We start from the raw sequence: 5,416 nt of genomic DNA on the forward strand, positions 1-5,416 counted from the left end.
CAAAGTGAAACGAGAATATGCTCGAGACCTCTATCGACTCAGGCATTTAGTTGAAAATGCGTTTCTTCATCTTAAACGCTGGCGTGGCATAGCAACCCGCTATGCCAAAAATAGTGCATCGTTTCTTGCCGCGGTCCAAATCCGTTGCCTTGCTCTTTGGTTAAGTATCTCATGACGACAATATCTAGCATTGTCAGGTTCTGATTTGCTTGTGAACATCTCGTTGAGTAGGTTGATGTCCACGCCGCAGGATTCCATGTCGCTCATTATCCGTTTGGCCTGAGCTCTCTTTTCTTTTTCTTCTTCTTCTCGCTTTCTGTACTCCTCCTCTAGTTCATTAAGAACACCTTTCATTCTGTCTATTATCTCCCGAACTTCATCTAACGGGAGTCCTCGCAACAGGGTGCGAATTCGGCTTTTTCGCTTTAACTCTGCGATAATTAACTCTCTACGTTCAGCCGCTGATAGCGTAGAGAACTCCTCGTGGTCTTTCATGTCATACGGAGCCCATCAGTTTTCCTTTAAGTGAATCGCGTTTAGAGTTCAGTTTAGTATCAGTCTGCACGGACTCGGGTTGGGATTGTGCAGGTTGACGTACTAAACTCTGTTGCTCAAAAGACCCAATGTTGTCAGAAAATCGAAGAGAATAAAGACCCAATAGAGCAAGGGCACGGAGCCGATCACTACGCGCCTTATGCTGCATCTGGGACAGTTCACGATAGAGCTCCGGAAAGCCTTGCTCCGATATATTCAGATTAGATATTTTTCCATCCCATTTGCTACCAGCCACCACGACCTCCTATCCATCAGCCGCAGAACCAGAAGCCCCTGGCATTGGATGCCACGGATTCATAGGGCAGTACGATCCTGCTTTTAGGGAAAAGCTCCTTGGCCGCGTCTTGGTATGCCTCGGCACCTCCTCCAGCCAGCAGAACTACGTCAGCATCCATACCGTCTTCACGCATTGACTTACGCATAGGGACCAATGCGTTTTGAGCGACTTTGGTTGAGGCTTTCTTGAAGTAGTCTTTGATCGATACCTTTTCACCGTAGAGGAAGATTTCGGTCTTACTGGCACGAATAGCTTTTTCGATCTTTTCAATGCCTGGCGCACCACCGTAGTCTTCCTGAATTAGCCGGTTTGTTTCCTGTAACAACACCGACATGGCCTTGAGGCTGGTGCCAGATGAGTGATAACGGACCTCCCCCTCTTCAAGAGCCACCCAGTCCACAGAGAAGAATCCAGGGTCAATGACAACAGTTTTCCCTCCCTGGATGATTTCCAGGAGGTCTTCATCTTTAGTTGAACTGACAACATCCATGTAAGCCCCGGCAGGTTGAGGCACAACCACGACAGACTTAACAGCTACCGTTCGTTTTGGTGTGATCTGATGTTCGCCCTCCAATCGAGCTTTCAATGCCTCTCTGCGATTGACTTCCATGTACTGACTTACTGGGAGGCCTGTCACCAACACATCAATTTCCTTCTGCTCGGACATCAGGAGTACAGCGTAAAAGAGAGCCTTGTACGGATTAGTCGAAGGGTAGTCACCGTGAAGCTCACGCTCCCACCCTTGCAGGCGATCAGGTTCAACGCCTGCAACCCACTTCTCCCCATTAATCACAACCTGAATGCTGGTCCCAGCACCACCAGTTAATTGCTGTGGCATCAGTTCCAATGGGCCAGCACCCACGGGCATAACAATAGTGCGAACTTCCTCACCTTTATGACCCATTGCCATTTTTAGGTTGGAGTAGCCAATGTCCAAACCCAGAACAAATTGATTCATGAAATCCTCCAAAGATTGCTTTTCGATTGTTTTCCTAGTGTTGGAGAGAGAATAAAGCCAAAGGCGCGGACAAATGATCTCTGTAGTTGCCCAAAAGGGGCGATCAGGTTGCTTTTCGATGGCTTTTTGGTTGAGGAGTAAGGAAAACTTATGGGAACGGTGCACGGATAGGTTCAGAGCAACAGACCTCAGCACCCATCAAGAGCCTTTTTCCGCCCACCACCTTGGGGATGCAACGAAACATTTGGAATCTTACATGGTATATTTACACAAAGAGAAGATAGAAAGAATCAGGGCAGCAAGATTCCAGATAGATAGAGGAAAATTTGACAAATTCCAAGTATGGGTTAGCCTAGTGACAGAACTAGATTCCATTAATGGAATAATAAACTTTAAATTCCAGATAGATAGTTATGTGGATAGGAATTGGACAGGAATTGGGAGGGTTTTGAAATGAGTCTACCAACGGAGCGATGGCTAGATCTACTAGATCCGAAGCTCGAAGAAGAACGATCTGATATAACAGAGGATCTGCTAGAGGCAGAAGGTCGAGAGTTTGTTGCAGAGGTACGAAGCAAGCTGGACCACGCCTTAGCGGTTCTTGCTGTCGAAGCACAGCAGGAAGCGGACATGTACTGGAACGCGCACAAGTCAGCGCGTGAAGAAGCATCAGAGGACGAACAGGGGCGCGTAGGCACACGGGTCCGTATCCTCGGTGTATCGCTCGTTGCAGAGTGGTATCGCAACAGATTTGTCGAGCAGGTTCCCGGTCAAAAGAAAAGGGTTCTATCGACACATATCAAAAAGGGTCGCGGTTACGCATACAGCATGTCTCACTTCAAGAAGGAACCAGCCTGGGCACAAGAGCTGATCCGGCAAGTAGAAGGCAGGTATGCCGCGTTAAGACAAAGAGCAACTGCTTTAGCCAAAATTCGCCGAGCGCTTAACGAGTACGAGCGTCTGCTAAACAAGACACATAACGACGAGGTGTGACAACATGACAGCATCTGTAGCAGCCACTGAACTTGCGAAGCTCGGAAAATGCGAAGCGATGATCAAGAAATGCGTCAGTCATCCTCGCCCTGTCCCAGCAAAACGCCCACAATCGCCACAGGGGACTGATAACACTCTTCGGGGTGAGTTCGCACATTTCCGGTATGAAGCGGCAGCACTGCGCTTCATGAACAGCACTGCGGGGGCTAAGCGTCGCATCTACCAATTAGTGTTTGCAGCAACGGTAGCAGCGGGAGTATTGACACTGCTGGCGGCATGGACCTCCAGCTAGAAAGTATCGACGGAACAATCATGAGCAAGAGAACCAAAGACAAAGACCTGGAGAAACTCGACGTAATCAAAGACTCACCGCAGATGAGCTTGTTTGAGATCATTGAATCTCCGGCCAAGAAAGATGACTACTCCAACACCATAGAAATCTACGACGCGCTGCCTAAGTACATTTGGGACCAGAAGCGAGAACACGAAGACCTGTCTAACGCTGTAGTGACGCGACAATGTTCCATCAGGGGGCAACAGTTCACTGTGAAGGTGAAACCGGCTATCATCGAGAAGGATGACGGAAGAACCGTGCTGATCTACGCGGGACAGCGAGAGGAAATCCTTGAGGATGCGCTACGCAAGCTCGCGGTGAACGGCAAAGGCCATATCATCGAGGGCAAAGCTGGCGTTATGTTCACTCTGTACGAACTCCAAAAAGAGCTGTCGAAGATGAAACACGGGTACAACTTGAACGAGATCAAGGAAGCAATCCAGGTTTGTCGCGGCGCGACTCTCGAATGTATCAGTGATGACGGTGAGGCCTTCATCAGCTCCAGCTTCTTCCCGATGGTGGGACTGACCACCAGAGGTGAGTTTCGCAAAAAAGGCGGCAACGCCCGGTGCTACGTGCAGTTCAATCCGCTGGTGAACGAATCGATCATGAATCTGTCGTTTCGTCAATACAACTACAAAATCGGAATGCAGATCCGCTCCCCTCTTGCCCGGTACATCTACAAACGAATGAGCCACTACTGGACTCAAGCCTCCCCAGATTCGCCGTACACGCCTTCACTCATCAGCTTTCTGACCCAGAGCCCTCGTGAGTTGAGCCCACGAATGCCAGAGAACGTCAGAGCAATGAAGCTCGCTCTGGAAGCTCTCATCAAACAAGAGGTCATAAGCGGCTACGATGCGAACCAGATCAAGGATGGACGCAAAGTCATCGACGTGCGGTACGTCATAAGGCCTCATGAGAACTTCGTGAAGCAGGTGATGGCATCCAACAAGCGTAAGCAGCAAACGGAGCGGCTAGCCATCAAGCACGGTTGATCGACCACAACATCATTGATGAGCCCCAACGTAAAGGGAGATAGCCACCAGCAGCTCCCATACACCCCAGGGCAAGCACAGAGAAACAGGAAGATAGGCGCGTCAGCGCCTTTTTTTATGCTAGATGAATCACACAAGGCACGACCATCAGATAGGCCAGAAACGACATGTCTCGGTATGTGGGTGAGCTGCACGGATGCTGCGAACTGGAGCCAAATCAGCGGGGCTGGAACTCTATATGTGAGATCGTTGCACGGTAATCACAAACGAAGCCCTTGTATCGTGCAAGAGAAACCCTGATGACAGGAGGAGAAGCGCCTCGGTGCTTAGTTGGTGCTATTAAGGTATTGATAGTTAAGGAAAGAGGATGTGGGGAACCTGCACATTATGAGGTTTGATATATGGGAACACTGCACGATTGACGAAGCAGAACAAAGATTGACAGATCAGGACAAACTTAAAAAGGTAGTCAAAATGACTCTAATAGCCCAAAAAGCGATCATGCGCACACAAAAGAAGCTAAAAGTTATCCACATTTCCTGTGCATAAACGAGGTTTTGGTATATGGGTACGCTGCACGATCACATGTGGGTACGCTGCGCGGTGCAAAAGATAACCAAAATTAGTATATGGGTACGCTGCACGTTCAGAAGAAAGTATATGGGGCGACTGCACGTTTCACCTTAAACATGTGGGAACATTGCACGAATGCTCTGTTTTGTAAGGATTTTGTGGAAAAAAGAGGGATTCCATGTGGATAACAGTGGATAAGATCCGGAGATATATGGGAACATTGCACGGCAACCTATGGGAACGCTGCACGTAACTATATGGGTTCGTTGCACGGAATAAAACGAAAAATATCAATAATATAAATGCGTTATGTCTGTTTTTAGAGCACTTAACCTGTCTTTAACCATTTTTAATCCTTTATACAAAGATCTAAAGATCTTTATATTTATCCTTATGTTCACTGAGCAAAAAGCAATCAGCGTTGTTTTTTCTAGAAAAAAGTCTCGTATGCAAGGCTAAACAAGACAAGTATCACCAGCAAAGCAAGCACCGACAGCACAAAGTAACCAGACTCGCACATCACGGTTTTGATCACCGAAATGATACTGATCGATCTCCCAGAGATCCTTCCAACGAACCACTGAAACGCAACGAATGAACCAAACCCACAGAGCAACACCACTGCCACAGAAACATGAGCATATTCCCTCAGAACAGATTTGCTCAACAGACCGTACTGCATCCCCCACAATCCCTGTCTTTTAGTCACATCTCAAATTACGAACAAA

At 48.0% G+C, this 5,416-nt stretch carries 8 protein-coding genes and 1 pseudogene; 5 read left to right on the plus strand and 4 right to left on the minus strand.

The genetic code is table 11. From position 1 onward, the window contains the following. Window positions 1–175 (plus strand): annotated as a pseudogene (locus tag AAC147_RS01295) (IS5/IS1182 family transposase); the annotation flags it as partial. Here the strand turns inward: AAC147_RS01295 and AAC147_RS01300 are convergent. The 3 genes from AAC147_RS01300 to AAC147_RS01310 are packed head-to-tail and all read right to left on the minus strand — an operon-like array spanning window position 100 to window position 1,790. Next, entirely contained in the window at window positions 100–495 is a 396-nt protein-coding gene (locus tag AAC147_RS01300) for an H-NS family histone-like protein (protein ID WP_369793165.1), read from the minus strand. The pseudogene AAC147_RS01295 and the gene AAC147_RS01300 overlap by 76 nt on opposite strands. A 1-nt stretch (window position 496) precedes the next feature. After that, window positions 497–790 (minus strand): hypothetical protein, encoded by a 294-nt coding sequence (locus AAC147_RS01305; protein ID WP_047684852.1) that lies wholly within the window; start codon window positions 788–790, stop codon window positions 497–499. Between the two features lie 16 nt (window positions 791–806). Continuing rightward, window positions 807–1,790: a ParM/StbA family protein gene (locus AAC147_RS01310; RefSeq protein WP_047684855.1), complete on the minus strand. Its 984-nt coding sequence runs from the start codon at window positions 1,788–1,790 to the stop codon at window positions 807–809. 118 nt (window positions 1,791–1,908) lie between these two features. Between AAC147_RS01310 and AAC147_RS01315 the strand changes: the two genes are divergently transcribed. From AAC147_RS01315 to AAC147_RS01330, 4 genes are read left to right on the plus strand one after another with little or no spacing between them, the layout of a single operon-like run. Further along, window positions 1,909–2,247 carry a hypothetical protein gene (locus AAC147_RS01315; RefSeq protein WP_156115413.1) on the plus strand — a complete coding sequence of 113 codons (339 nt, stop codon included), beginning with the start codon at window positions 1,909–1,911 and terminating at the stop codon, window positions 2,245–2,247. Further along, window positions 2,244–2,783 carry a conjugative transfer protein MobI(A/C) gene (mobI, locus tag AAC147_RS01320; RefSeq protein ID WP_047684861.1) on the plus strand — a complete coding sequence of 180 codons (540 nt, stop codon included), beginning with the start codon at window positions 2,244–2,246 and terminating at the stop codon, window positions 2,781–2,783. The genes AAC147_RS01315 and mobI overlap by 4 nt, the downstream gene beginning before the upstream one ends. A gap of 4 nt (window positions 2,784–2,787) precedes the next feature. Further along, the gene (locus AAC147_RS01325; protein WP_047684864.1) at window positions 2,788–3,075 is read left to right on the plus strand and encodes a hypothetical protein; all 288 of its coding nucleotides are present in this window, start codon (window positions 2,788–2,790) and stop codon (window positions 3,073–3,075) included. Window positions 3,076–3,095: 20 nt separating this feature from the next. Beyond that, entirely contained in the window at window positions 3,096–4,115 is a 1,020-nt protein-coding gene (locus tag AAC147_RS01330; protein WP_369793166.1) for a plasmid replication protein, read from the plus strand. A 1,028-nt stretch (window positions 4,116–5,143) separates the two neighbouring features. Here the strand turns inward: AAC147_RS01330 and AAC147_RS01335 are convergent. Continuing rightward, window positions 5,144–5,377, minus strand: coding sequence for a hypothetical protein (locus AAC147_RS01335; protein WP_156115414.1), 234 nt, complete (start codon window positions 5,375–5,377; stop codon window positions 5,144–5,146). Window positions 5,378–5,416: the final 39 nt, after the last annotated feature.

Source organism: Xenorhabdus sp. NBAII XenSa04 (assembly GCF_963866145.1).
Taxonomy (GTDB): Bacteria; Pseudomonadota; Gammaproteobacteria; order Enterobacterales; family Enterobacteriaceae; genus Xenorhabdus; species Xenorhabdus indica.